General features: G+C 64.2%; 16 protein-coding genes. 11 read left to right on the top strand and 5 right to left on the bottom strand.

The genetic code is table 11. The annotated features are described in order from the left end of the window. Positions 1–2: 2 nt before the first annotated feature. Genes H8B03_RS10300 through H8B03_RS10290 form a run of 3 tightly spaced genes read right to left on the bottom strand, consistent with a single transcriptional unit; the run spans position 3 to position 3,334 of the window. A complete protein-coding gene (locus H8B03_RS10300; protein ID WP_193141664.1) occupies positions 3–944 on the bottom strand; it encodes a glucokinase in 942 nt (313 codons plus the stop codon). 22 nt (positions 945–966) lie between these two features. Then, entirely contained in the window at positions 967–2,295 is a 1,329-nt protein-coding gene (locus H8B03_RS10295) for a GH1 family beta-glucosidase (protein ID WP_193141663.1), read from the bottom strand. After that, positions 2,282–3,334, bottom strand: coding sequence for a LacI family DNA-binding transcriptional regulator (locus tag H8B03_RS10290; protein WP_193141662.1), 1,053 nt, complete (start codon positions 3,332–3,334; stop codon positions 2,282–2,284). The genes H8B03_RS10295 and H8B03_RS10290 overlap by 14 nt, the downstream gene beginning before the upstream one ends. Before the next feature lie 258 nt (positions 3,335–3,592). Here H8B03_RS10290 and H8B03_RS10285 point away from each other — a divergent pair, with 258 nt between their 5' ends. The 6 genes from H8B03_RS10285 to guaB all read left to right on the top strand — a co-directional run bounded on the left by H8B03_RS10285 (position 3,593) and on the right by guaB (position 11,575). Next, a complete protein-coding gene (locus H8B03_RS10285) occupies positions 3,593–4,945 on the top strand; it encodes an ABC transporter substrate-binding protein (protein WP_193141661.1) in 1,353 nt (450 codons plus the stop codon). Between the two features lie 62 nt (positions 4,946–5,007). Next, on the top strand, positions 5,008–5,988 hold the full coding sequence (locus H8B03_RS10280) for a carbohydrate ABC transporter permease (protein ID WP_193141660.1): 981 nt from the start codon (positions 5,008–5,010) through the stop codon (positions 5,986–5,988). Between the two features lies 1 nt (position 5,989). Then, positions 5,990–7,123 (top strand): carbohydrate ABC transporter permease, encoded by a 1,134-nt coding sequence (locus H8B03_RS10275; protein WP_193141659.1) that lies wholly within the window; start codon positions 5,990–5,992, stop codon positions 7,121–7,123. Between the two features lie 15 nt (positions 7,124–7,138). After that, on the top strand, positions 7,139–8,824 hold the full coding sequence (locus tag H8B03_RS10270; RefSeq protein WP_193141658.1) for an alpha-glucosidase family protein: 1,686 nt from the start codon (positions 7,139–7,141) through the stop codon (positions 8,822–8,824). Further along, a complete protein-coding gene (locus tag H8B03_RS10265; protein ID WP_193141657.1) occupies positions 8,821–9,909 on the top strand; it encodes an ABC transporter ATP-binding protein in 1,089 nt (362 codons plus the stop codon). The genes H8B03_RS10270 and H8B03_RS10265 overlap by 4 nt, the downstream gene beginning before the upstream one ends. A 214-nt stretch (positions 9,910–10,123) precedes the next feature. Then, positions 10,124–11,575, top strand: coding sequence for an IMP dehydrogenase (gene guaB, locus H8B03_RS10260; RefSeq protein WP_193141656.1), 1,452 nt, complete (start codon positions 10,124–10,126; stop codon positions 11,573–11,575). 73 nt (positions 11,576–11,648) lie between these two features. On the opposite strand, the gene H8B03_RS10255 is transcribed toward guaB, so the two are convergent. Next, the gene (locus tag H8B03_RS10255; protein ID WP_193141655.1) at positions 11,649–14,789 is read right to left on the bottom strand and encodes an efflux RND transporter permease subunit; all 3,141 of its coding nucleotides are present in this window, start codon (positions 14,787–14,789) and stop codon (positions 11,649–11,651) included. Positions 14,790–14,795: 6 nt separating this feature from the next. Further along, the gene (locus H8B03_RS10250; RefSeq protein WP_193141654.1) at positions 14,796–15,938 is read right to left on the bottom strand and encodes an efflux RND transporter periplasmic adaptor subunit; all 1,143 of its coding nucleotides are present in this window, start codon (positions 15,936–15,938) and stop codon (positions 14,796–14,798) included. 188 nt (positions 15,939–16,126) lie between these two features. On the opposite strand from H8B03_RS10250, the gene H8B03_RS10245 reads away from it, so the two are divergent. From H8B03_RS10245 to H8B03_RS10225, 5 genes are all read left to right on the top strand, one after another. After that, the gene (locus H8B03_RS10245; protein ID WP_193141653.1) at positions 16,127–17,296 is read left to right on the top strand and encodes an RsmB/NOP family class I SAM-dependent RNA methyltransferase; all 1,170 of its coding nucleotides are present in this window, start codon (positions 16,127–16,129) and stop codon (positions 17,294–17,296) included. 93 nt (positions 17,297–17,389) lie between these two features. Further along, positions 17,390–19,693, top strand: a complete 2,304-nt coding sequence (locus tag H8B03_RS10240) for an ATP-binding protein (protein ID WP_193141652.1) — start codon at positions 17,390–17,392, stop codon at positions 19,691–19,693. Between the two features lie 161 nt (positions 19,694–19,854). Next, entirely contained in the window at positions 19,855–20,925 is a 1,071-nt protein-coding gene (gene recA, locus H8B03_RS10235; RefSeq protein WP_193141651.1) for a recombinase RecA, read from the top strand. Between the two features lie 128 nt (positions 20,926–21,053). Then, entirely contained in the window at positions 21,054–23,723 is a 2,670-nt protein-coding gene (gene alaS / locus H8B03_RS10230; protein ID WP_193141650.1) for an alanine--tRNA ligase, read from the top strand. Beyond that, entirely contained in the window at positions 23,720–24,007 is a 288-nt protein-coding gene (locus H8B03_RS10225; protein WP_193141649.1) for a DUF1330 domain-containing protein, read from the top strand. Before alaS ends, H8B03_RS10225 begins: the two co-directional genes overlap by 4 nt. Positions 24,008–24,028: the final 21 nt, after the last annotated feature.

Raw genomic sequence — 24,028 nt, 5'->3', positions numbered from 1 at the left:
CCTCAGATCTGCCGCCCGACGTAGCGTGCGCAACCGGTCAGGGCGGCGTAATCGTCTTCCACAAGATACAGGCTGAAATCCGCCATGAACTCGCGGAACCGGCCCTTGTCGGCGAAAGCCTCGGGCAGGGTGCCTTCGACGAAGAAGGGGCTGACCGCGCGGGCAAGACCGCCGATCAGGTAAATGCCGCCGAAGGGAAGGTGCACCAGCGCCAGATCGCCCAGAACCCGGCCCAGCAATTGGCAGAACAGCCGCATGGTGTCGCAATCGACATCGCGCACTTCCAGCCCCTGCAAGGCTTCGATCAGTTCCACCGTGGTGGCCCAGGCGGCCTCGCCCGCCACATGGGCGTGCACGGCCATCAGCCCGCGCCCGGACAGCGCCTCTTCGACCGAGGCGAATTCATGCACCGCCGCCAGTTCCATCGCCAGCGCCATCGAGGTCTCGTCCCAGACCGGCAGGCTGATATGGCCGCATTCCGACGGTACCACGGTGTATTGTGCGCCTTCGCCGGCGTGCACGGGGGCGGCGTTGAAGCCGGTGCCAAGGCCCACTACCAGGCGCGTTTCGTCGGTTTCCTGCGGCATCGGTGTGCCCATCAGGCAGCGCGTGGGCACGTTTTCCAGCGCATGACCCTGCGCTTCCAGATCATTGATGACATAGCCGCGCGCCGCCCCGGTGGCCGCGCACAGGCGTTCGCTGTCCATCTCCCAGGCCAGGTTGGTCATGCGCCCGACGCCATTGCGTACCGGACCCGCCACCGCCACGCAGGCGGCCGTGCAGGGCGGGCGGCCCAGATCGGTCAGGTAGCGATCCAGCACCGCCTCAAGCGAGGAAAACTCGGCATTGCGGAAGCGCGCCACGCTGTGCGGCGCGGTGGCGTCCTCTTTGACAAGGGCGACGCGCGTGTTGGTTCCGCCGATATCGGCGACAAGAATGGTCATGACAAGCGGTCCCGGCTGAGTATCATGTTTGCGCCCCAACAAGCAGGTTCCGCATCCAGTGCCAAGACTGTTTCGGGGTGCGGGTCAGGGTTTCGAAATCCACATGCACCATCCCGAAGCGCTTTTCATAGCCCAGGGCCCATTCGTAGTTGTCCAGCAACGACCAGACAAAATAGCCCTTCAGCGGCACGCCTTCGGCAATTGCGGTTGCGGCGCGATCCATGTGCTGGGTCAGATAGTCGATGCGTTCGGGATCCTCGACCGCGCCATCGCGCAGCACGTCCGGGTTGGCCATGCCATTCTCGGTGACATAAAGCGGCAGGTCGCCGGTATAGTCGCGCGCCGTGGCGGTCAGGAAATGCGACAGCCCGTCGGGGCAGATCTCCCAGCCCATCTGGGTCTTGGGCAGCGGGCCGTCCAACTCGTCACAGGCTGGCCACGGGCCGTCGTTCGCGCCGATGCGCTTGCAGGTGTAGTAGTTCAGCCCCAGCCAGTCGAGCGGCGCCTGTATCGTGGCGAAATCGTCCTGCCAGCCTTTCGGCAGATGCGGTTCCAGTCCTTCCAGCACCAGTTCGGGATAGGTCTCTCTGAACAGGCCCGACAGGAAGAATTGGTTGTAGATTGCATCATAGCGCGCGGTGGCGGCTGCAGCCTCGGGGGTGGTGTTGGCGGGCAGGGCGTATTCGAAATTGCACACCGCGCCAAGGTTGGTCATCCCGTGGTCGCGCATCACCGAAATGGCGGTGCCATGGGACACCAGAACATGATGCATGGCGCGGGCGGCGGCGCGGATGTCGCGCAGACCGGGGGCGTGGTGCCCCATGAAATGTGACAGCCAGGCCACGCACCAGGGTTCGTTGATCGGGGCCACGCTCCACAACCGGTCACCCAGTCGGCGGGCGATCACATCGGCAAATTCGCCAAACCATTTCGGCATGTCGCTGTTGCGCCAGCCGCCCTGATCGGCCAGCGCCTGTGGCAGTTCCCAATGGTACAGGGTGGCGGCGGGTTTGATGCCGCGTTCCAGCATGGCGTCGACCAGCCGGTCATAGAAATCCAACCCCTCGCCATTGGGCGTGCCGCGCCCCTCGGGCAGCACCCGCGCCCAGGAGGTCGAGAACCGGTAGGCATCGAACCCCGCTGCGGCCACGAGGTCAAGATCGGCTTCATAGCGGTGATAGTGATCGCAGGCCCGCGCGCCATCTTCGGCGCGCACGACATTGCCGGGGGTGGCGGCGAAACTGTCCCAATGGGTCGGGCCGGCGCCGCCCTGGGCATGGCCTTCGATCTGATAGGCCGAGGTGGCAGTGCCGAAGATGAAATCTTCGGGAAACTGGCTACGTTTCAGCATGCGCACGGGTTTCCTTGTTCAGGACGGGGCCGGACGAGGTGCCTTGCACCAGTTCCGCCTCCATCAGCGTGTGAAGCGGACCGCAGTCCGGCGTGTCGATCAGTTGCAACAGCATTTCCAGCGCCTGCTCTCCGGCCTGCCGGACTGACGAGCGCGTCGCCGTGAACATCGGCGGGCTGCCGGTGTTGGGCAGATAGGTCAGTACGTCGTCATGGGTCACGATGGAGATGTCGCGCCCGACCTTCAGCCCTTTCGCCTCGATCGCACGGCGGGCGCCGAAGGCCACCAGCACCGATGCGGTCAGGATCGCGGTAGGCGCATCCTCGGCCTCCAGAAGGGCGGTGGTGGCGGCATAGCCGAAGTCCTCGGTCATCGGGGCGTTCTGGATGTGTCGGGTCAGGGGGGACAGGCCGCGCGCGGCCATGCCCTGCAAGAACCCATCCTCGCGCCGATGCGCGAAATCCATGTCCCGCAGCCCGTTCAGCAGGGCAATGCGGGTGTGTCCAAGGTCCAGCAGGTGATCGGTGGCCTTTCGGAAGGCGCGGCGGTTGTCCATGTCGATCCAGGAATAGGCCGCGTCCTCGCCCGAGATGCGGCCATGCACCACGAAGGGCAGGCCCAGGTCGCGCAGCATCTTGATCCGCCAATCGCGGATCAGCGGCGCCTGCACGATCACCCCGTCGACACGCCCACGTGCGGCCAGCGAACGATAGGTTCCGGCCTCATCCTCGCCCGAAGCCAGCGACAGCATGATGTCATAGCCGCGGGCCGACAGGATATCGCCAGCGCCAGCAATGAAATCGGCGAAGATCGGGTTCACGCGTTCGTGGCGCGAATTCACCGGCACGACCAGACCCACGGCCATGGCGCGCCCGGTGGCCAGCGACCGGGCGCGGCTGTCGGGGCGGTAGCCATGGGCGGCGGCGGCTTCCAGCACCCGCGCGCGGGTGGCTTCCGAAACCTCCGGATAGCCGTTCAGGGCGCGGCTGACCGTGGTCGGGCTGAGGCCGAGAAGGCTGGAGAGATCTTTCAGGTTCATCGCGGCGTCCGTGCTATGGTCGACGGCAAGACTAGCCGCAGTTTTCAAATTCGTCAAAGCGCTTTGAATCTCCAGTGGAATTATTCGATAACGCTAACAAACCTTTGTTTTATGGATCAAACCGGAAGCTGCTGCCGTTGACAGATTGTGAAACTGCTCTATGACTATCTGATATCCAAAGCGCTTTGGGGTTCGATTCGAACGCAGCCCTGAAATTGCACATAGGGTGCGGCGCTTTATGACCTTGGGAGGGTTGGAATGAAGAACCGTTATTTGGCCACTGTGGCCGCTGTCGCCTTGTGCGCAGGCGCGGCCGGGGCACAGGACCTGAAGTTCCCTGTGGGAGAGGGCGACTTCAACTGGTCCAGTTACGAGAGCTTCGCCGACGCACATGACTATTCCGGCCAGGAAATGTCGATGACCGGCCCGTGGACCGGTCTGGACAAGGAGCTGGTGGAAAGCGTCATCGCCTATTTCGAGGCTGCGACCGGGGCCACGGTGAACTACTCTGGCTCGGAGAGCTTCGAACAGGACATCGTGGTCAGCGCGCAGGCCAATTCGGCCCCCAACATCGCGATCTTCCCGCAGCCGGGTCTGGCAGCGGATCTGGCGGCGCGGGGCTATCTGTCGGCATTGGATGACGACACCGTGTCGTGGATCGGCGAGAATTACGCGGCTGGTCAGTCCTGGATCGATCTGGGTACCTATAACAATGCTGATGGCGCTCCCGAAACCTTCGGCTTCTTCTACAAGATCGATGTGAAATCGCTGATCTGGTACGTGCCGGAAGCCTTCGAAGAAGCGGGCTATGATGTTCCGGAAAGCCTGGAAGACCTCAAAGCCCTGACCGACCAGATCGTCGCCGACGGCGGCACCCCCTGGTGCATCGGCCTGGGGTCCGGCGCGGCAACCGGCTGGCCGGCGACCGACTGGGTCGAGGACATGATGCTGCGCACGCAGTCTCCGGAAACCTATGACGCGTGGGTCAGCAACGAGATCCCGTTCAATGATCCCGCCGTCGTCGGCGCGATCGAAGAATACGGCCATTTCGCCAGGAATGATGCCTATGTGAAGGGCGGCGCCGCCTCTGTCGCCAACACCGACTTCCGCGACAGCCCCGGTGGTCTCTTCACCTTCCCGCCGGAATGCTACATGCACAAGCAGGCCAGCTTCATCCCGACCTTCTTCCCGGAAGGCACCGAAGTGGGCGAGGACGTCGATTTCTTCTACTTCCCGGCCTATGAGGGCAAGGATCTGGGCAAGCCGGTTCTGGGGGCAGGCACGCTGTTTGCCATCACCCAGGACAGCGATGTGACCCGCGGCTTCATCGACTTCCTGAAGACCCCCATCGCGCACGAAGTGTGGATGGCCCAGTCGGGCTTCCTGACCCCGTTCAAGGGCGCCAACTCGGAGCTTTATGCCAACGATACGCTGAAAGCTCTGGGCGAGGTTCTGCTGAATGCCACCACCTTCCGCTTCGACGCCTCTGACCTGATGCCGGGCGAGATCGGGGCCGATGCCTTCTGGAAAGGCATGGTGGCCTACACCGGTGGCGAGGACGCGACCTCGGTGGCGGATGGTATCCAGGGACGCTGGGACTCCATCAAGTAAGTCTCTGACGGGGCCGGCCTTTTCGGGCCGGTCCCAACCCTCTTTTCCCGAAAGGACAGGCCATGTCCCCGCTAGTGCAAGGCGCATTGACCATTCTTCTGGGGGTCGGCGGTTGTGTGGGCTATTTCTACGGCTCCAACCTGTTGCTCGACAAGGTGCTGTTCCCGGCGCGCGGCCCCAACATTGCCCGCAACATCAACCGGGCAAACCTGATCCGACCCTGGCTGTTCCTGTTTCCGGCCATCTTCGCGGCGGGTCTCTACCTGGCCTATCCGGTGGTCGGCTCGTTCATCCGGTCGCTTTACAACCGGGCCGGCACCGATTTCGTGGGGCTGGGCAACTACACCTTCCTGATGGGTGACGACGGCTTCCGCACCGCGTTGTTCAACAATTTCCTCTGGCTTCTGTTCGTCCCGGCCGCGGCCACCGGCTTTGGCCTGCTCGCGGCCCAGCTGACTGACCGGCTGCGCTGGGGCAACATCGCCAAGTCGCTGATCTTCATGCCGATGGCCATCTCTTTCGTCGGTGCCTCGCTGATCTGGAAATTCGTCTACGCCAATGACGCCGATATCGGCCTGATCAACGCGATCCGCGCGGCCCTTGGCGCCGAAAGCGCGGTGGACGTCCTGCAAACGCCGTTCTGGAACAATTTCTTTCTGATGTTCATCCTGGTCTGGATCCAGACCGGTTTTGCCATGGTGATCCTGTCGGCTGCCCTGCGCGGAATCCCCGAGGAAACCATCGAGGCGGCGATCATCGACGGTGCCAACCCGTGGCAGGTCTTCTTCCGCATCAAGGCGCCGCAGATCATGGGCACCATCGTGGTGGTCTGGACGACGATCACGCTGCTGACGCTGAAGGTCTTCGACATCGTCTACACGATGACCGGCGGCAACTTCGGGACCGAGATCCTGCCCAGCTACATGATGTCCTTCATGTTCCGCGACGACGGGCGGGCGACGGCGGTGGCCTTCGTCATCATGATCCTGGTTCTGCCGGTGATGATCTGGAACATCCAACAGTCCCGCAAGGAGATGCGCTGAGATGGACAATATCGCAGGACAGAAGTCCGGGCTGAGCTGGGCCGTCAATATTTCAGTGGTGGTCATGGTGGTGCTATGGCTGATCCCGACCGTGGGGCTGTTCGTGTCCTCCTTCCGGGACCGTGACCAGATCTCGGTCTCGGGCTGGTGGCAGGCGCCATTTTCCATCGAACAGACCTACCGGGGCCGGGTGTCCACGGACACGCCCACCCGCGAGGGCGATCTTTATGTGCTGACCGGCAACATCTTCGAGGAAGGGGAGGCCAAGGGCACGCTGAATGCGTTCGGCATCAACGGCCGCGCCCCGACCGAGTTTCCCGCCGGCACGACCGCTGATCTTGGCGACGGCGCAACCCTGACCATCGCGACCAACGGCGACTATCGCTTTGCCTCGCCCGAGGAACCCGGCAAGCGCGGCCAGAGGATCTATTTCGGGGCCGAGACACCGCCCGATTTCAGTCTTGATAACTACCGCACGGTGCTGAGTTCCGACGGCATGGACGTGGCCTTCATCAACACGCTGACGGTGACGATCCCGGCCACCATCATCCCGATCCTGATCGCGGCCTTCGCCGCCTATGCGCTGGCCTGGATGGAGTTTCCCGGTCGCGGTTTGCTGATCGCGGCCGTGGTCGGGCTGCTGGTGGTGCCGCTGCAACTGGCGCTGGTGCCTTTGCTGAACCTGCACAACAAGGTCGGCATCGGGCAAAGCTTCGTCGGCATCTGGCTGGCGCATACGGGGTTCGGTCTGCCGCTGGCGATCTACCTGTTGCGCAACTACATGGTCGGCCTGCCGCGCGACATCATCGAAAGTGCCAAGGTCGATGGCGCCACCGATTTCGAGGTCTTCACCAAGATCGTCCTGCCGCTGAGCTTCCCGGCGCTGGCCTCTTTCGCGATCTTCCAGTTCCTGTGGACGTGGAACGACCTGCTGGTGGCCAAGGTGTTCCTGCCCTCGGCGGACGAAAGCAAGGTGATGACCGTCAAGATTGCCGACGACCTTCTGGGTTCCCGCGGCGGGGACTGGGGCATTCTGGCGACGGCGGCCTTCGTGTCGATCGCCGTGCCGCTGGTCGTCTTCTTCACGATGCAACGTTATCTGGTGCGCGGTCTGCTGGCCGGCTCCGTCAAATAGGAAGGGCTCTGCCTGATGAGCTTCATCGACTCGCAACCCGGCCACGCCGGGCAATCGGACGGGCCGGTCGACAAGGACTGGTGGCGTGGGGCCGCGATCTATCAGATCTATCCGCGCTCCTTCCAGGACAGCAACAACGACGGTATCGGTGACCTGGCCGGGATCATCCACCGGCTGGACTACGTGGCGAAACTGGGCGCGGATGCGATCTGGATCTCGCCGTTCTTCAAGTCGCCGATGGCCGATTTCGGCTATGACGTCAGCGACTATCGCGACGTGGACCCGATGTTCGGCACGCTGGGGGATTTCGATGCGCTGATCGCGCGGGCGCATGATCTGGGCGTCAAGGTGCTGATCGATCTGGTGCTCAGCCACACCTCGGCCGAACATCCGTGGTTCCGCGAAAGCCGCTCCAGCCGCGACAACGCCAAGGCCAACTGGTACGTCTGGGCCGATGCCAAGCCGGACGGCTCGCCGCCCAACAACTGGCTGTCGATTTTCGGCGGTTCGGCCTGGGAATGGGATGGCGAGCGGATGCAGTATTATCTGCACAACTTCCTGACCTCGCAGCCGGACCTGAATTTTCACGAACCTGAAGTGCAGGAGCAACTACTGGACGTGGCCCGCTTCTGGCTGGAGCGGGGGGTGGACGGGTTTCGTCTGGATACCGTCAACTTCTATGTCCACGATCAGGAACTGCGGGACAATCCCCCGCTGGCGCCGGAAGACCGCAACGACAGCACCGCACCTGCCGTGAACCCCTATAACTTCCAGAACCATCTGTACGACAAAAGCCGGCCCGAAAACCTGGCGTTCCTGCGCCGTTTCCGCGCCCTGATGGAGGAATTCCCCGCCATCACCGCCGTGGGCGAGGTTGGCGAAGGTCAGCGCGGCATGGAAGTGCAGGCCGAGTATACCGAAGGCGATGACCTGCTGCACATGTGCTATGGCTTCGATTTCCTGTCAGGCGGCAGGCTGACCGGCACCAGGGTGGCCGATGTGCTGGGGCGCTTTGATGCCATTGCGCCCGACAGCTGGGCCTGCTGGGCCTATTCGAACCACGATGTGGAACGGCACGCCAGCCGCTGGGATCTGAGCGGTGATGCCTACAGGGTCTACACCGGCCTGCTGATGGCGCTGCGTGGCTCCATCTGCCTGTACCAGGGCGAGGAACTGGGCCTGACCGAAGCCTATGTCGGCTACGAGGATCTTCAGGATCCCTACGGCAAGCGGTTCTGGCCCAAGTTCAAGGGCCGCGACGGCTGCCGCACGCCGATGCCCTGGACTGCAGGTGCCAGCAACGGCGGGTTTACCGAAGCCAAGTCCTGGCTGCCCGTCGCCGCCGAACATCTCGACCTGGCGGTGCACGAGCAGGAGGCCGACCCCGACAGTACGCTGGCCTTCTATCGCGCCATGCTGGCCTTCCGCCGGGACCAGACCGCCTTGCGCAAAGGCAAGCTGGAGATTCTGGACGCGGACGACGGGCATCTGTCCTTCCTGCGCAGCCACGGCAACCAGATGATCTTCTGCGCCTTCAACTTGACCCCAGAGGAACAGCCGCTGAACTTGCCAGATGGCGACTGGACCATTGTCCGGGATCTGCCCCTGCACCCCGAAGACGGCGCAGACGGGCTGGTCCTGCCGCCCTATCAGGCCTGTTTCGCCCTTCGCCAGACCGATGAACCGGGAGAGTCCGCATGACCGAACTCAAGCTGAACGACGTTGCCAAGGCCTATGGAGATGTCCAGGTTCTCAGCAACATCAACCTGGACATCGCCGAGGGAGAGTTGATCGTTTTCGTTGGCCCCTCGGGCTGCGGGAAATCCACCCTGCTGCGGATGATCGCCGGGCTGGAAAAGATCACCGGGGGCACGCTGGAAATCGGCGGCGCGGTGATGAATGACATCCCGCCCGCGCAGCGTGGCATTGCCATGGTGTTCCAGTCCTACGCGCTGTACCCGCACATGACGGTGCGCGACAACATGGCCTTCGCCCTGAAGCTGGCCAAGAAATCCAAGGACGAGATTTCCGCCGCCGTCGACAAGGCCGCGCAGATCCTGCAACTGACCCCCTATCTGGATCGTCTGCCCAAGGCGCTGTCGGGGGGGCAGCGGCAACGTGTGGCCATCGGCCGGGCCATCGTGCGTGACCCCAAGGTCTTCCTGTTCGACGAACCGCTGTCGAACCTCGATGCGGCGCTGCGCGTGGCGACGCGGATCGAGATCGCCCAGTTGAAAGAGGCGATGCCCGACCGCACCATGATCTATGTGACCCACGATCAGGTGGAAGCGATGACGCTGGCCACGCGCATCGTGGTGCTGGCCGGCGGCGGCATCAGCCAGGTCGGCACGCCGATGGAACTGTACCAGAAACCCGAGAACACTTTCGTGGCACAGTTCATCGGCTCGCCCGCCATGAACCTGATGAAGGCCGAGATCGTGGCCACCGGGGAAAACACGCGGGTCAAGGTTGCCTCGGGGGCCGAGGTGGAAACCAATATTCCGTCGCGCGGCGACATGATGGGCGCCACCGTGGAACTGGGCGTGCGCCCCGAGCATCTGGCCATCGCGCCGGAAGGGCAGGGGTTCCTGGATTTCGAGACCGAGATCTCGGAACGGCTGGGCGATGTGACGGTGCTGTATTCCACCGTCGATGCCGATGGCGCGCAGATGATCGCCAAACTGCCGGGGCTGGTGCACAGCCAGCGCGGCTCGAAGGTGCGGCTGTCCGCCGAATCCGGCGACCTGCATCTGTTCCTGCACGGCAAGTCGCTGCTCTATCCCTGAGATGCCCGCAACGGCGCGCGGGGCTCACCAGAAGCCCCCGCCCGCGCGATTTTTTCCAACCTCGGAAAGCCCCGGCGCAGGTCGGGGCTTTTTGCCATGCAGCGATCCCTCTGCCGCGCGGGCCGAAACTGTGCCCGCGAGCGCATCCAAGCCTTTCCTTTCGGGGCGGTCCATGAAATAGGGACGTGCCAAACGACCCCTCCGGGAGATGATTATGGAGATTCGCGAGGCCCTGACCTTCGATGACGTGTTGCTGGTTCCTGCTGCCAGTTCGGTTCTGCCGTCCGACGCCAATACGTCGTCCCGTGTTACCCGCTCGATCAGACTGAATGTGCCGCTGCTCAGCTCGGCCATGGACACCGTGACCGAAAGCCAGATGGCGATCACCATGGCGCAATTGGGCGGCATGGGAGTGATTCACAAGAACCTCGATGTGGAAGAACAGGCCCGGCAGGTGCGCCGTGTGAAGCGGTTCGAATCCGGCATCGTCTACAACCCCATCACCCTGACCCCGGACCAGACCCTGGCCGACGCCAAAGAGTTGCAGGAACGCTATCGCGTGACCGGGTTCCCGGTGGTGAATGGCGACGGTCGAGTCGTGGGGATCGTGACCAACCGCGACATGCGGTTTGCCAGTGACGACAGCACGCCGGTCAAGGCCATGATGACCAGCAACAACCTGGCCATGCTGCGCGAACCGGCCGAGCTGGAAGAGGCCAAGAGCCTGATGAAGGCACGCCGGATCGAGAAGCTTCTGGTGGTCGATGGCAACGGCAAGCTGACCGGCCTGCTGACCCTGAAAGATACCGAACAAGCCGTGCTGAACCCCAGCGCCTGCAAGGATGATCTGGGCCGCCTGCGTGTTGCGGCGGCCAGTTCCGTGGGCGACAGCGGGTTCGCACGGTCCGAGGCGCTGATCGACGCCGGCGTGGACATCGTGGTGGTGGACACCGCACATGGCCATTCCGCCGGCGTGATCGAGGCCGTGCGCCGGATCAAGGCGCAGTCGAACCATGTTCAGGTCATCGCCGGCAATGTCGCCACCGGCGATGCCACCCGCGCGCTGATCGACGCGGGTGCCGATGCGGTCAAGGTCGGCATCGGGCCGGGCTCGATCTGCACCACCCGCATGGTGGCCGGCGTCGGCGTGCCGCAACTGACCGCCATCATGGATTGCGCCCGCGCGGCCAACGAGCTGGACGTGCCGGTGATCGCCGACGGCGGCATCAAGTTCTCGGGCGATTTCGCCAAGGCCATCGCGGCGGGGGCTTCCTGCGCCATGGTCGGCTCGATGATCGCGGGCACCGATGAAAGCCCGGGCGAGGTGATCCTCTATCAGGGCCGCAGCTTCAAATCCTATCGCGGCATGGGCTCGCTGGGCGCCATGGCGCGCGGCTCGGCCGACCGCTATTTCCAGAAGGATGCCGCCAGCGACAAGCTGGTGCCGGAAGGGATCGAGGGGCAGGTGCCTTACAAGGGTTCGGCCAACCAGGTGATCCACCAGATGGTGGGCGGTCTGCGCGCGGCCATGGGCTATACCGGCTGCGCCACGATCGAAGACATGCGCACGGCCTGCGAATTCGTCCGCATCACGGGCGCCGGGCTGAAGGAAAGCCATGTGCACGACGTGGTCATCACCCGCGAGGCGCCGAACTACTCGGCCTGACGCGGCGCAGCGCATCAGAAACGCCAAAGGGCGCGGGGATCATCCCGCGCCCTTTGCTGTTGGGGAAGGCCGGTTATTCGGCCGGGATCGGATCGGGACCGGGATCCTTCGGTTTGCCCTTGATCCGTTCGCGCAGGGTCTGCAGCAGGACATAGAGCACCGGGATCACGATGATCCCGACCACCGTGGCCGCCAGCATGCCGCCGAAAACCGCGATGCCGATGGCGCGCTGGCTGGCCGCCCCGGCACCGTCGGCCAGCAACAGGGGCACGACACCCAGCAGGAATGACAGGGCCGTCATCAGAACCGCGCGGAAGCGCAGCGCAGAAGCCTGTAGGGCGGCCTCGCGAATGCTCAGCCCGGCGGCGCGCTGCTCCATGGCGAATTCGACGATCAGGATCGCGTTCTTCGCCCCCAGTCCCACCAGCATGATCATCCCGATCTGCGTATACAGGTTGATGTCATTGCCCGTCGCGCCGACCACGGCCACAGCCCCGAACAGGGCCACGATCACTGACAGCAGGATCGCCGCGGGCATGGTCCAGCTTTCATATTGGCCGACGAGGAACAGGTAGGCGAAGACAACGGCCATCACGAGGATCACCTGCACCATGCCGGCGCTGTCCTGCTGCTGTTGTGCTGTCCCGGTCCATTCAAAGGAATAGCCCGGCGGCAGCGCGGTTCGGGATTCCTCCTCCAGCACGCGGATCGCATCGCCCGTGGACAGGCCCGGCGCCGGAACCGCCGTGACCGTGGCCGCACGGAACATGTTGAACCGCGTCAACAGGGTTGGCCCCAGCACGTTTTCCACGTCGATCAGCGTACCCAGCGGCACCATCTCGCCGGTTTCCGATCGCACGTACAGCGCCTCAAGATCCTCCACCGCGTTGCGATAGCTGCCATCGGCCTGGATCATCACCTTGTAGACCCGCCCGAACAGGTTGAAGTCATTGACGTAGTACGAGCCCAGATAGGCCTGCAACGTCAGGAAGACCTCGGACACGGCCGTGTTCAGGGACTTGGCTTTCTCACGGTCCAGATCGACGAAGATCTGCGGCACGTTCGAACGGAAGGTGGTATAGGCCTGCCCGATCTCGGGCCGCTGGTTGGCGGCATAGACCAGCCCGCCAAGAGTGGCAGAAAGATCCTGCGGAGAGCCGCCCCCGGTTTGCTGCACCATCATCTCGACGCCCGCGCTCATCCCCAGTCCGCTGATCGGCGGGGGGTTGAAGGCGATGATGCTGGCGGCGGCCTCCTGATTGGCGATGCCGAAGATCTGGGCGATGATGCCATCGGCATGCAATTCGGGCGTGTGACGCTCTTCCCAGTTTTCGAGGTTGACGATGATCATGGCGCCGTTCGACCCGGAGCCATTGAGCATCGAGTATCCGTTCACCAGAACGGTAGAGGACACGCCGGGGATCTGGAGGATCTTTTCCTCGACCCGGCCGGTCACGGTTTCAGTGCGGTTCAGCGCCGCCGCATCGGGCAGTTGGACATCGACGAACACATAGCCGTTGTCCTCGAGCGGCAGGAAGCCTTTGGGGATCGCGGTGAACAGGCCGCCGGTGGCGATGCCCAGCCCGATGACCACGACCAGTCCCACGATCGAGATCCGCACCAGTTGCCGGACCAGCCCGACATAGGCGCCGCGTCCGGCACCGATGCCGCGCTCGAACACCGCGAGCAGACCTTTCGGCGGGCCCGAGCGGGCGCGCAGAACGATCCCGCAAAGGGCCGGCGACAGGGTCAGCGCGTTGATCGACGAGATCACCACCGCGGTCGAGATCGTCACCGCGAATTGCGAATACAGCCGCCCGGTGATGCCGGGCATGAAGGTGACCGGCACGAACACCGCCAGCAGCACCAATGTGGTGGCGATGATCGGCGTTGTGATCTGGCCCATCGCCTTGCGGGTCGCCTCCTTGGGGCTGAGCCCCTCTTCGGCGATGATCCGTTCTACGTTTTCCACCACGACGATGGCGTCATCCACCACGATGCCGATGGCCAGCACCAGCGCGAACAGCGAGATGGTGTTCAGCGACATGCCAAGTGCCAGCAGCAGCGCGAAGGTGCCGATCAGCGAGACCGGAATGGCCACCATGGGAATGATCGTGGCCCGCCAACTGCCCAGGAAGATGAAGACCACGACCATCACCAGTGCAAAGGTCTGCATCAGGGTGGTCTGCACATCGGCCAGAGACGATTCCACAAAGGCGGTCGAATTGAACGGCACCTCGTAGACTACGTCGTCGGGGAAGGTGGCGGACAGGCGCTCCAGTTCGGCCAGCACGCTTTCGGACACCGACAGCGCGTTGGCGCCAGGTGCCTGATAGACCGCCATGACGGTCGCGGGTTGTCCGCCGAAACGGCCCGAGGCGTTGTAGTAGCTGGCCCCGCGTTCGATGCGGGCCACGTCACGCATCCGCACGATGGCGCCGGCATCGCCGGTGCGGATCACGATATCACTGAATTCCTCAGCCGTTGTCAGCCGGCCCTGTGCGGTGATCGTGTACTGGAACTGCTGGTCGCCGGGCACCGGCGGGGCCCCGATCTGGCCGGCCGAAACCTCGAGGTTCTGGTCGCGGATCGCGGCAATGATGTCGCCGGGCGTCAGCCCGAGACTCGCCATCTTGTCAGGATCCATCCAGATCCGCATGGCATAGGCGAAATCGGTCAACACATCGGCCTTGCCGACGCCGTTCACGCGCGCCAGCGCATCCTTGAGGTTGATCGAGGCATAGTTCGACAGGAACACTTCGTCATAGGTGCCGTTGGGCGAGGTCAGAACCGCCACCAGCAACATGTTGGTCGAGGCTTTCTGTGTCACAACGCCATTGGCATTCACGTCCGTGGGCAGCTGCGAGGACGCCTGTCCCACCCGGTTCTGCACGTTGACCGACGCGATATCGGGATCGGTGCCGACCTCGAAGGTCACGTTCAGGGAATAACCGCCGTTGTCGGCCGAGGTGGACTGCATGTAGATCATGTCGTCCACGCCGTTGACCTGCGCCTCGATCGGCGCGGCAACGGTGTTTTCCACGGTCTGCGAATTGGCGCCGGTGTAACTGGCGCTGACGTTCACCACCGGGGGTGTGATGTCGGGGAACTGTTCGACCGGCAGCACGGAATAGGCGATGCCGCCCATGATCGTCAGCACCAGCGAGATGACCAGCGCCAGTTTGGGGCGGTCGATGAAGACAGAGGAGAACATGGCTGTCTACTCCTCGGTGCCGGTCAGCACGGGATCGACGGGAACCCCCGGGCGTACCCGTTGCAGGCCCTCGACGATCACCGCTTCGCCTTCCTGCAGGCCACGGGTCACGATGACCGATGTCTCATGGTTGGGGCCGGTTTCGATGTAGCGTTGCTCGACGATCTGCTGGTTGGTGACAACCAGCACGAACTCGCCACGCTGGTCGCGCTGAACGGCGGCCTGTGGCACGGTCAGGGAAGGCGTCGGTTCTTGCGCCGTGATGTCGACGTTCACGAAAGAGCCATCGACCAGCAGGTGGTCGGCATTGTCAAAGATTGCGCGCACCGCGATGGTGCCGGTTGAAGGGTTGACCCGGTTGTCGCGAAAGGCCAGCCGGCCGACTTCATCCAGAACCGTGCCTCCGGGCAGAGTGACATAGACCGGGTAGCCGTCGCCGACGTCCTCGTTGGTCGCATCGTCGGCCTGCGCCTGTTGCCGCACATCGATCATCTGCCGCTCGCTGAGCGAGAAGGTGACGTACATGGGTTCCTGCCGGACGAGGGTGGCCAGCGTCCCGGTGGTCGGCCCGACCAGATCTCCGACGCTGCGTTCGGTCCGGCCAATGGCCCCGTCGAATGGCGCAACGATCAGGGTATAGCTCAGTTCCAGTTCCGCCTGCTTGATCGCCGCTTCCGCTGCGGCGATCTGGGCTTCGGCGACCTGCCGGTTGGCGCGTGCCACGTCCAGTTCCGACTGCGCCACCGCCTCTTTCTCGACAAGTTGCGATTTCCGGTCAAATTCGACCTGCGCCAGCGCAAGATTGGCATTGGCCTGGGCCAGATCCGCCTGCCGGGCCGCCAGCGTGGCCTCGTATTGTTCGGGTTCGATGTGGAACAGAATGTCCCCCTCGGACACCGTGGCGCCATTGGCCACGTTCACCTCGCGGATGAAGCCGGTGACGCGGGCCACCAGATCGACCTTATCCACCGCTTCGGCCCGGCCGATGAAAGTGATGTCGTCCAGAATCTCCTCGGTTACCGCCGCCGCGACCGAGACCTTGGGGGCTGGCTGCCCGCTGCCCGCGTCCTGTGCAAGGGTCATCGGGGCTGCCAGCAGGGCCAGTGACAAGGCCGAGATACGTAGTCCGGAATAAGGAGGAAATGGCATAAAGACGGGGTCCTTCAGGCAAGACTGACTGGCGCCGCGTGTATCGCGGGTCGACTCGTCCCCAAGGTAGGACTATTGACGCCGCGAATGCCACCGCAAACCGCGAGGCCAACTGCCATCAGGCGCGCGGCCCCGGATTTTTCGCAGCCACCCGTGCCCCCGGGCCGTGGCCAAAGCCCGGAGACGCGATGACCCCCGCCGCCAGAATTGCCTCAGCCATCGACATCCTTGACGATATCCTGTCGGGCACATCAGCCGAGAAAGCGTTGAAGGACTGGGCGCGGGGCCACCGGTTTGCCGGATCGAAGGATCGCGCGGCGCTGCGCGACCATGTCTTCGATGCGCTTCGACAGCGTCGCAGTCTGGCGGCCCTGGGCGGCGCCGACACCGGTCGGGGGCTGATGATCGGCTGGGTGCGGGCCTCTGGCGGGGATGTGGACCAGATCTTCAGCGGCGAAGGCTATGGACCCCTGGCCCTGAGCGACGCCGAACGGGATGCGGGCCGCACCCCCGACAGCCCGGCCGAGCGTCTGGATCTGCCCGACTGGCTGTATCCCGAGGTCACCGGGTCTCTGGGCGACGCCGCCGGGCCTTGTCTTGAATTGCTGCGCCAGCGCGCGCCGGTTTTCCTGCGGGTCCATTTGCGCAAGGCACCCCGGTCCGAAGCCATGACGCAGCTTGCCAGCGAAGGGATCACCACCGAGCCGCACGACCTGTCGCCATCGGCGTTGAGGGTGATCGAGGGCGCACGCCGGATCCGCACCAGCGCGGCCTATCTCGACGGGTTGGTCGAATTGCAGGACGCGGCCTCGCAGGCGGTGTCGGACAGGGTGCCGCTGGAAGAAGGCCAAAGTCTTCTGGACTATTGTGCGGGCGGCGGCGGCAAGACGCTGGCCATCGCCGGCCGGGTGCAGGGGCGGTTTGTGGCGCATGACGCCAATCCCGCGCGGATGAAAGATCTGCCGGCCCGTGCCGCCCGTGCGGGCCTGTCGGTGCGCTGCCTGACGTCCGATGAGCTGAAACTCGCCGGTATCTTCGACACGGTTGTCGTCGATGCCCCTTGTTCGGGCAGCGGCTCGTGGCGTCGTGATCCGGAAGGCAAATGGGGGCTGACCGCGCAGAAGCTGGCCGAGACGGTGGCGCTTCAGGCGCGGATTCTGGACCAGGCCGCGGCACATGTAGGGGTTGGGGGGCATCTGACCTACATGACCTGCTCTATCCTGCAGCGGGAGAACGCCGCGCAAGTGGCCGATTTTCTGGCCCGCACCCCGGGTTGGTCGCAGGCCGACAGCCACCAGTTCCTGCCTCAGGACGGCGGCGACGGCTTCTTTTTCGCCGACTTGACACGGAATGCCTGAAATCCAACCATTCCGGCCAGCACCGGAACCGTGCTTAAGCCGTGATTAACCCCCTGCGCGGTACGAAACCCCGGTAGATTGCTGGGAGGCATCATGACCCGTATCGCTGGTTTGTCGCAGCACGGTTTGGACGGTGTGCTGTCGTATCATCACAAGGAACGGGTGGCGCTCGGTCTGGCGCTGGGGCTGACCGCCCTGGGCATCCTTGTCGCCAGCGGCACGCCGCGGGTGTTGCTTCTGGCCGCCGGCCTGGGTGCCGCGGTCGCGCTAGTGATCGTCAAACTGGCCGAGGGACTGCGCGGACGCGTTGCGCGGGCCGAGTTGAACCGTGTCAGCCGGTTCTTCGCCCGCGATGCAGCGGTCTGGGTGGTCACGGATTTCTCGGGACGTGTGATCAGTTGCAATGCTGCCGCGCAGGGGGAGCTTGGCTTGTCCGAAGGGCAGATGCTCTCGGACAGGCTCGACCGCCTGTTCGCCGCCCCGGTGCGCCGCGTGGCCGAACTGCTGGACCGCGCGCGGGCCACCGGATCCTCGGCGCTTGACCGGGCCAGCCACAGCGGCAAGGTGCGCCTCGCGGCGACGCTGGCGCCGGGCAATCTGGTGGTCTGGCGGCTGGAAAACCTCACCTCCCGCTCGGCCTCGGTGGGGCGCGGCGAGGTCGGCTTGCCGGTGTTGGTCGCCGGCCCGGACGGGCGGGTGCTGGGTCAGAACGCGGCGATGACCGCGTTTCTGGGGCGTGAAGTTGCAGTATTGGACGAAGCCTTCGGCAAGCGCCCACTGGTGTCGGGCGGCATGTGCCAGGTCAAGGCCGAAAGCGGCCGCACCCAGGTGCGCGTGGTGGTGGTTGACGATGCCGAGACCGGCTGCCGCGAAGTCTTCATCCTGCCCGAAAATCTCGACGATGCTGCCGATGCGCGCAAACTGTTCGAATCCTTGCCGGTGCCGATGCTGAAACTGTCGATCGACGGCAAGATCATCTGGGCCAACCAGGGCGCCCGCAGCCTGCTTGGCCGGGACGTCCCGCCGTCGACCCATTTCAACGACCTGGTCTCGGGCCTTGGCCGCCCGCTGGGCGACTGGCTGCGCGATGCGAGCAGCGGCGGGGGGGTGTCGCAGTCGGAGTTCCTGCAGGTGCGCTGCAACGACAGTCACCGGTTCGTTCAGGTGTCGCTGAAAGCCGCCGACGAATTGGGCGAACCGGCGTTGCTGGCGGTGCTCAGCGATGCCACTGAACTCAAGACGCTGGAAGCGCAGTTCGTCCAGAGCCAGAAGATGCAGGCGATCGGGCAGCTCGCCGGGGGGGTGGCGCATGATTTCAACAACCTGCTGACCGCCATCTCTGGCCATTGCGACCTGCTGTTGCTGCGCCACGACGAGGGCGACCCGGACTATGGCGACCTCATCCAGATCAACCAGAACGCCAACCGGGCCGCCAGCCTGGTGGGACAACTTCTCGCCTTCTCGCGCAAGCAGACCCTGCGGCCGGAAGTGGTGGATCTGCGTGACGCCCTGTCAGACCTCACCCATCTGCTCAGCCGCCTGGTGGGCGAACGCGTGCGCCTGACTCTCAAGCACGATGACAAGGTGCCCGCCATCCGCGCCGACAAGCGGCAGTTGGAGCAGGTCATCATGAACCTCGTGGTCAACGCCCGCGATGCCATGCCCGAGGGCGGCGAAATCCTGGTGCAGACCTCGGCCGTCACGCTGGAGACCGAATTGTGCCGCAATCGCGCGGTGATTCCCGCAGGCTCCTATGCGGTGGTCAGCGTGCAGGACGAAGGCAGCGGCATCCCCTCCAGCCAGTTGCAGAAGGTGTTCGAGCCGTTCTTCACCACCAAGAAGACCGGCGAGGGCACGGGCCTGGGCCTGTCCACCGCCTATGGCATCATCAAGCAAAGCGGCGGCTTCATCTTTGCCGACAGCACGCCGGGGGTGTCGACGGTCTTCACCATCTATTTCCCGGCCTTCACCGAAACCCAGGTGTTGCCGGCCCCGGCCGCGAAAGAGGCCAAGCCCGTCCCTGCAACCCATCGCGACGGCGTGGTCCTGCTGGTCGAGGACGAGGCACCGGTGCGGGCCTTTGCCTCGCGTGCCCTGCAGCTGCGTGGCCTGACGGTGATCGAGGCGGAAAGCGCCGAAGAGGCGCTGGAACTGCTCGAAGATCCCGACCTGGATGTGGATGTCTTCGTGACGGATGTGGTCATGCCGGGCATGGACGGTCCGAACTGGGTGCGCCGCGCTTTGCAGGAACGTCCCGACACCCGGGTCATCTTCGTGTCCGGCTATGCCGAGGATGCGCTGAGCGATCATGAAACCAAGATCCCCAACTCGGTCTTCCTGCCCAAACCTTTCTCGCTGGAGGCGCTGACCTCGACGGTTCAGGCGCAACTGCATTGAGGCGCGCCGGGTAAGGGAAAATTTACCCTCGCCGCACCACACTGGGTCTTGCGAATTTTCATTGATTTGTGCGTGTTCTCTCGCCATACAGGGGAGAACAAGAGCAGAACATCTGGCAGCGTTGCCGCCCGCGTGCGGGTATGGAATAAGGATCAGGACCAATGGCTATCGCTAACCTTCTCGACCTGGGCGGATCACGGAAAATGGACAAGCAGAAAGCGCTCGATTCAGCGCTGGCGCAAATCGAGCGGCAGTTCGGCAAGGGCTCGATCATGAAGCTGGGCCAGGGCGCGGTGCAGGAGATCGAATCTACCTCGACCGGCTCCTTGGGTCTGGACATCGCCCTGGGCATCGGCGGTCTGCCGAAAGGGCGGATTATCGAGATCTACGGCCCCGAAAGCTCGGGCAAGACCACCCTGACCCTGCATTGCGTCGCGGAAGAGCAGAAAAAGGGCGGCGTCTGTGCCTTTGTCGATGCCGAACACGCGCTGGATCCGCAGTATGCCAAGAAGCTGGGCGTCAACCTGGACGATCTGTTGATCAGCCAGCCTGACACCGGCGAACAGGCGCTTGAGATCACCGATACGCTGGTCCGCTCTGGCGCCGTCAGCATGGTGGTGGTCGATTCGGTCGCCGCGCTGACGCCCAAGTCGGAACTGGAAGGCGATATGGGCGATCACCAGGTGGGTGCACAGGCCCGGTTGATGAGCCAGGCGATGCGCAAGCTGACCGGGTCGATCAGTCGCTCCAACTGCATGGTGATCTTCATCAACCAGATCCGCATGAAGATCGGCGTCATGTTCGGAAGCCCCGAAACCACCTCGGGCGGCAACGCGCTGAAGTTCTACTCCTCGGTGCGTCTCGACATTCGCCGCATCGGCTCGGTCAAGGATCGCGACGAGGTGGTCGGCAACGCCACGCGCGTGAAAGTCGTCAAGAACAAGGTCGCCCCGCCGTTCAAACAGGTGGAATTCGACATCATGTATGGCGAAGGCATCTCGAAAATGGGCGAACTTCTGGATCTGGGCGTGAAGGCGGGCGTCGTCGACAAGTCCGGGTCGTGGTTTTCCTATGGGGACGAGCGGATCGGGCAGGGGCGCGAGAACGCCAAGACCTATCTGCGCGAACACAGCCGTACTGCGCTGGAGATCGAGGACAAGATCCGCGCCGCCCACGGGCTGGAATTCGACATGCCGCCGGGCAGCGCCGAGGATGACGTCGTCGACAGCTGAACCGCCGTCGCACGATGCCCCGAACCCCGGCCCGATGGCCGGGGTTTTTTCGTTTGGGGCGCTGCCAGTGGACACCCGCGCGCCGCAGGGCTAAACGGGTCCGAACTTGACCTGACAGAGACCGGATCATGGCCAGCCTGAACGATATCCGAAGCACTTTCCTGGACTATTTTGGCAACAACGGCCACGCCGTGGTGGACAGTTCTCCACTGGTGCCGCGCAACGACCCGACGCTGATGTTCACCAACGCGGGCATGGTCCAGTTCAAGAACGTCTTCACCGGCGTCGAACACCGCGACTACACCCGTGCCGCGACCAGCCAGAAATGCGTGCGTGCCGGTGGCAAGCACAACGATCTGGACAACGTCGGCTATACCGCACGCCACCATACCTTCTTTGAAATGCTAGGAAATTTCTCGTTCGGCGACTATTTCAAGGACGATGCCATTCCGCTGGCCTGGAACCTTCTGACCCGCGAATTCGGCATCGACAAGGACAAGCTGCTGGTCACCATCTATCACACCGATGACGAGGCCGCCGAAATCTGGAAGAAGGTGGCCGGTCTGAGTGACGACCGCATCATCCGCATCCCGACGTCTGACAACTTCTGGTCCATGGGCGCCACCGGTCCCTGCGGCCCCTGCACCGAGATCTTCTATGACCACGGCGATCACATCTGGGGCGGGCCTCCGGGCAGCCCCGAGGAAGATGGCGATCGGTTCATCGAGATCTGGAACCTCGTCTTCATGCAGTTCGAGCAATTCGAGGATGGCAGCCGGGAAGACCTGCCCAAGCCGTCGATCGACACCGGCATGGGGCTGGAACGCATCGGTGCGCTGCTGCAGGGCAAGCACGACAACTATGACACCGACCTGTTCCGGGCGCTGATCGAGGGGTCGGCCAATGCCACCAGCACCGATCCTGCCGGTCCCGGCAAGGTGCATCACCGGGTGATCGCCGATCATCTGCGCTCGACCTCATTCCTGATCGCTGACGGGGTGATGCCGTCGAACGAAGGCCGCGGCTACGTGCTGCGCCGGATCATGCGCCGTGCCATGCGCCATGCCCACCAGTTGGGCGCACAGGATCCGCTGATGTACCGGCTGGTGCCGAACCTGGTGGCGCAGATGGGGCAGGCTTATCCGGAACTGACCCGCGCGCAGGCGCTGATCGAGGAAACCCTTCTGCTGGAGGAAACCCGGTTCCGCCAGACCCTGGATCGCGGTCTGCGGCTGCTGGATGACGAACTGGCCGGTCTGCCCGAGGGCGCCGATCTGCCCGGAGAGTCGGCCTTCAAACTGTACGACACCTATGGCTTCCCGCTGGACCTGACCCAGGATGCGCTGCGCGAAAAAGGCCGTGCGGTGGATACCGACGGCTTCGACGCGGCGATGGAAGAACAAAAGGCCAAGGCCCGCGCGGCCTGGGCGGGTTCCGGCGACACCGCCGATGCCGCCATCTGGTTCGACATCGCGGAAACCCACGGCACCACCGAATTCCTAGGCTATGACACCGAAACCGCCGAAGGCCAGATCCTGGCCATCGTTCGGGACGGTGCGGCGCAGGACAAGGCGGCCAAGGGCGACGCGGTGCAGATCGTTCTGAACCAGACCCCGTTCTATGCGGAATCCGGCGGCCAGATCGGCGATACCGGCGTGCTGAAGACCGACACCGGCAAGGCCACCATCACCGACTGCCGCAAGGTGGCCGGGGTGTTCATCCATTCCGCCGAGGTGACCGAGGGCGAGATCGCCAAGGCCACCGGTGCCGAACTGACCGTCGATCACGACCGCCGCACCAACATCCGCGCCAACCATTCGGCCACCCACCTGTTGCACGAAGCCCTGCGCGAGGCGCTGGGGGATCATGTGGCGCAGCGCGGCTCGCTGAATGCGCCGGATCGTCTGCGGTTCGACTTCAGCCATTCCAAGGCCCTGTCGCTGGAAGAACTGGACCGGGTGGAGCGCGAAGTGAACGCGTTCATCCGCCAGAACGACAAGGTCGAAACCCGGATCATGACCCCGGACGAGGCCCGCGATCTGGGCGCGCAGGCATTGTTCGGCGAGAAATACGGCGACGAAGTGCGCGTCGTGTCGATGGGCAAGCAGGCCGGCTCGGGCAAGGGCAGCGACAAGCAGACCTATTCGCTGGAGCTTTGCGGCGGCACCCATGTGCGGCAGACCGGCGATATCGGCCTGTTCGTGACGCTGGGCGACAGCGCTTCCTCGGCCGGGGTGCGGAGGATCGAGGCGCTGACCGGGGCGGCGGCCTTCGACTATCTGGCGGCACAGGATCACCGTTTGGCGGAAATCGCGCTGACCCTGAAGGCCAAACCCGAAGAGGTGCCGGACCGCGTCAAGGCGCTGCTGGATGAACGCAAGGCGCTGCAGGCTGAACTGGCCGATCTGCGCCGCGAACTGGCCATGGGCGGCGGCGCGCAGGGCAGCGGTCCTGCGGCGAAAGAGGTGGGCGGTGTGCCCTTCCTGGGCCAAAGCCTGTCGGGCGTGACCGGCAAGGATCTTCCCGCGTTGATCGATGCGCACAAGGCCAAGCTGGGCTCGGGCGCGGTGCTGCTGATCGCCGATACAGGCGGCAAGGCGGCGATTGCGGCGGGCGTCACCAAGGATCTGACCGACCGTGTTTCGGCGGTGGATCTGGTCAAGACGGCCGCGCAAGCCCTCGGTGGCAAGGGGGGCGGCGGTCGTCCCGACATGGCGCAGGCCGGCGGCCCGGATGCCACCAAGGCGGAAGCAGCCATCGCCGCTGTCGAATCTTTGCTGGAAGGAGGTGCCGCATGAGCACGGCTTTGTGGATCGCCCATGTGGATGTGAAAGACGCGGAGGCTTATGGCCGGTACGCAGCCCTGGCCACCGAGGCCATCGCCAAGCACGGCGGTGTCTTTCTGGCACGCGCCTCCCGCTATATCCAGAAGGAAGGCGCGGATCGCCCGCGCAACGTGGTGGCGCGGTTTCCGTCGCTAGAGGCGGCCGATGCCTGCTACGAATCTGCGGAATACCAGGAAGCGCTGAGCCATGCGCGCGGCGCGGCGGTGCGTGAACTGGTGATCGTGGAAGAACAGTAACAGCCTGGCGCCGGTCTGGTG

This window comes from Meridianimarinicoccus sp. MJW13 (genome assembly GCF_014901205.1).
Classification (GTDB): domain Bacteria; phylum Pseudomonadota; class Alphaproteobacteria; order Rhodobacterales; family Rhodobacteraceae; genus Meridianimarinicoccus.
The sequence above is the reverse complement of the archived record's forward strand: the minus strand, read 5'-3'. Positions and strand labels throughout refer to the sequence as shown.

Bases quoted from the DNA above. Each gene is read 5' to 3' on its own strand.
- alaS (WP_193141650.1), top strand. From the start codon at position 21,054: ATGGCCAGCCTGAACGATATCCGAAGCACTTTCCTGGACTATTTTGGC.
- H8B03_RS10275 (WP_193141659.1), top strand. From the start codon at position 5,990: ATGGACAATATCGCAGGACAGAAGTCCGGGCTGAGCTGGGCCGTCAAT.
- H8B03_RS10300 (WP_193141664.1), bottom strand. From the start codon at position 944: ATGACCATTCTTGTCGCCGATATCGGCGGAACCAACACGCGCGTCGCC.
- H8B03_RS10270 (WP_193141658.1), top strand. From the start codon at position 7,139: ATGAGCTTCATCGACTCGCAACCCGGCCACGCCGGGCAATCGGACGGG.
- H8B03_RS10245 (WP_193141653.1), top strand. From the start codon at position 16,127: ATGACCCCCGCCGCCAGAATTGCCTCAGCCATCGACATCCTTGACGAT.
- guaB (WP_193141656.1), top strand. From the start codon at position 10,124: ATGGAGATTCGCGAGGCCCTGACCTTCGATGACGTGTTGCTGGTTCCT.
- H8B03_RS10240 (WP_193141652.1), top strand. From the start codon at position 17,390: ATGACCCGTATCGCTGGTTTGTCGCAGCACGGTTTGGACGGTGTGCTG.
- H8B03_RS10225 (WP_193141649.1), top strand. From the start codon at position 23,720: ATGAGCACGGCTTTGTGGATCGCCCATGTGGATGTGAAAGACGCGGAG.
- H8B03_RS10265 (WP_193141657.1), top strand. From the start codon at position 8,821: ATGACCGAACTCAAGCTGAACGACGTTGCCAAGGCCTATGGAGATGTC.
- H8B03_RS10255 (WP_193141655.1), bottom strand. From the start codon at position 14,789: ATGTTCTCCTCTGTCTTCATCGACCGCCCCAAACTGGCGCTGGTCATC.
- H8B03_RS10295 (WP_193141663.1), bottom strand. From the start codon at position 2,295: ATGCTGAAACGTAGCCAGTTTCCCGAAGATTTCATCTTCGGCACTGCC.
- H8B03_RS10250 (WP_193141654.1), bottom strand. From the start codon at position 15,938: ATGCCATTTCCTCCTTATTCCGGACTACGTATCTCGGCCTTGTCACTG.
- H8B03_RS10285 (WP_193141661.1), top strand. From the start codon at position 3,593: ATGAAGAACCGTTATTTGGCCACTGTGGCCGCTGTCGCCTTGTGCGCA.
- H8B03_RS10290 (WP_193141662.1), bottom strand. From the start codon at position 3,334: ATGAACCTGAAAGATCTCTCCAGCCTTCTCGGCCTCAGCCCGACCACG.
- H8B03_RS10280 (WP_193141660.1), top strand. From the start codon at position 5,008: ATGTCCCCGCTAGTGCAAGGCGCATTGACCATTCTTCTGGGGGTCGGC.
- recA (WP_193141651.1), top strand. From the start codon at position 19,855: ATGGCTATCGCTAACCTTCTCGACCTGGGCGGATCACGGAAAATGGAC.